Origin of the sequence: Ideonella azotifigens, assembly GCF_006519715.1 — a bacterium.
In the GTDB taxonomy this organism is placed as follows: Bacteria; Pseudomonadota; Gammaproteobacteria; order Burkholderiales; family Burkholderiaceae_C; genus Ideonella; species Ideonella azotifigens.
Genome location: NZ_VIDT01000841.1, coordinates 1 through 2,073, shown reverse-complemented (window position 1 = coordinate 2,073; position 2,073 = coordinate 1). Strand labels below are relative to the sequence as shown.

At 67.9% G+C, this 2,073-nt stretch carries 4 protein-coding genes; all 4 read left to right on the top strand.

All coding sequences use genetic code 11. From position 1 onward, the window contains the following. Positions 1 to 216: WCX domain-containing protein (locus FKP22_RS28320; protein ID WP_141291423.1), on the top strand; the 216-nt coding region annotated here is incomplete at its 5' end. 57 nt (positions 217 to 273) lie between these two features. Next, positions 274 to 702, top strand: coding sequence for an excisionase family DNA-binding protein (locus tag FKP22_RS28315; protein WP_141291421.1), 429 nt, complete (start codon positions 274 to 276; stop codon positions 700 to 702). 6 nt (positions 703 to 708) lie between these two features. After that, the gene (locus FKP22_RS28310; protein ID WP_141291419.1) at positions 709 to 1,320 is read left to right on the top strand and encodes a PIN domain-containing protein; all 612 of its coding nucleotides are present in this window, start codon (positions 709 to 711) and stop codon (positions 1,318 to 1,320) included. A gap of 78 nt (positions 1,321 to 1,398) precedes the next feature. After that, positions 1,399 to 2,073: LysR family transcriptional regulator (locus FKP22_RS28305; RefSeq protein WP_141291417.1), on the top strand; the 675-nt coding region annotated here is incomplete at its 3' end.

Genomic DNA, 2,073 nt, shown 5'->3' with positions numbered 1-2,073 from the left:
CGCCTTCCCGCAGTCCCGCTGCCCGGCGCCACCCCGTCCGCCGACGGTTGGCAGGAAGTGCTGATGCCCATCGAATCCATCGAACACGGCGCACGGCAGTTGCTGGGCTGGGGCGCCGAAGTGGAAGCGCTGGCACCGGCCGAGTTGCGCGCACTGGTGCTGAGCATGGCGCAGGCGGTGGTGGCGCGACTGGAAGCCAGCGGCGCGGCGATCTGACCGGACTGCCGGTTCGCAAATTTCGCGTATTTCGAGCCAGCGGCTAAACTTCTCTGCATGAAGGCTGCATCCAAACCCGGCACCACGGCCTTGACCGTGAACATCGAGATCGATCCGCTGATCGAAGTTGTTCGTCGCCACGTGAAGCTCTCGGCGCAGGCCAGCCGCCTGATCCGGGGCGACCTGGCGAAGCTGTTCCAGCACCCCGAAATCCGCAGCGGCGCCAAACGCGCAGCAGCGAAGCCAACAGCGCCAGCGGATCCCGTGCTGAGCACCCAGGAGGCCGCAGCCCTGGTCGGCATGTCCAGGCCTTACATCGTCGCGCGCATCGAGGCGGGCGACATTCCCCTGCACCAGCGCGTTGGCAATCAGCGCCGGGTGCTGAAGTCGGACGTGCTGGCCTGGCATCAGCGCGAGCAGACGCAGCGCCGGCGGGCCATCGCCCAGCTTGGCGCAGACCTGGACGACGAGATCTTTGCAGGTTGAGCAGCATTGATCCCTGTTGTCGCCGATGCGGACACGCTGTTTGGCGCCACCACGCGGGGCCTGCTGATCCACCTGGACTACCGCGGTGCCATACGCCTGCACTGGAGCCCACTGATCCTCGATGAACTGAGCCGCGCCCTGGTCGACACCGGGCGCAAGCCGGATCTTGCTTCCGCCAGACGCCACGAAGCGCTGATGCGCACGGCGCTGCCCGAAGCCGAGATCGCGACGGCTCAGGTCCAAGCTCAGTTCAGCGCAGTTGCCACTGCCATGCGCTCGGCGAAAGACATTCATGTCGCCGCCTGCGCGCAAGCCGTGCGCATCGGGCTGTCCGGACTCGACGCACCTGTGGTCCACCTCGTCACCCACAACCTGCGCGACTTTGGCATTCGCAAGCTCTCTGCCCTCGGCATCAAGGTCATGCGCCCGGACGTTTTTCTGACTGCGCTGTTCGAACAGTCGCCCCGTGAACTGGCATCGGCCTTTGCGTCCCTGCGCGCCACGCTGCGCTCAGCGCCCACACCCGAGCTGTTGTTGTCACGACTGGCCGCCGACGGACAGTCGCAGGCAGCGGCAGCCTTGCTCAAACGCTGGCAGCAAGACGACTTCGCGCTTTGAGAGATTGGGTTCGTGCAGGCCCTGTTGTCACCTGAGGGTCAGCCAACCGACACCTGGGCGGCGCACACTTCGGTTGCCATGCGCACGCCGCCGTTGATCGCCATCGAGGCCTTGTTGGCTGCCGCCGAAACCGGCAGCTTCAGCTTGGCGGCGGAGCGCTTGGCGATCAGCGCTTCGGCGCTGTCGCGGCGCATCCAGTCACTGGAGAGCGCGCTGGGCCGGCCCTTGTTTGTGCGTGGGCCGGGCAGCGCGCTGGCATTGACTGCCGCGGGCCGGCAGTACCTGCAGGCGGTGCATGGGCCGCTGCGGGCGATTGCCGATGCCGGGCTGGCGCTGCAGGGCCAAACACAGGCGCCGGTGCTCAGGCTGATGGCTTCGCATTCGCTGGCCACCGGCTGGCTGGCGCCTCGGCTGGGCCAACTGGGCGACCTGCTGGGCGGCTGCGAGATCGAGTTGCTGATTGGCCGCACGCCTGCCGAACTGCTGCGCTGCGGCGCGGACCTGGGCTTGCTGGCAGGCCCACTGGAAAACGCTCACGCGACGGAGCTGGCCACGCGCCCGTTGGTGGAACTGACCGCAGTGCCGGTGGCTGCACCGCCGCTGGCGCAGGCCTTCGCGGGCAGCAGCGAAGTCCTGGTACCGCAAGTCCTGGGCTCACGCCGGTTGGCGGTGCGGGAACCCGGTGACCTCTGGCCGCACTGGGCCCGGGAGGCCGGTTGGCGTGGCGAGGTTGCCCCCAGCGCCAGCAGCTTC

Coding starts and splice junctions, on each gene's coding strand:
- FKP22_RS28315 (WP_141291421.1), top strand. CDS start 274: ATGAAGGCTGCATCCAAACCCGGCACCACGGCCTTGACCGTGAACATC.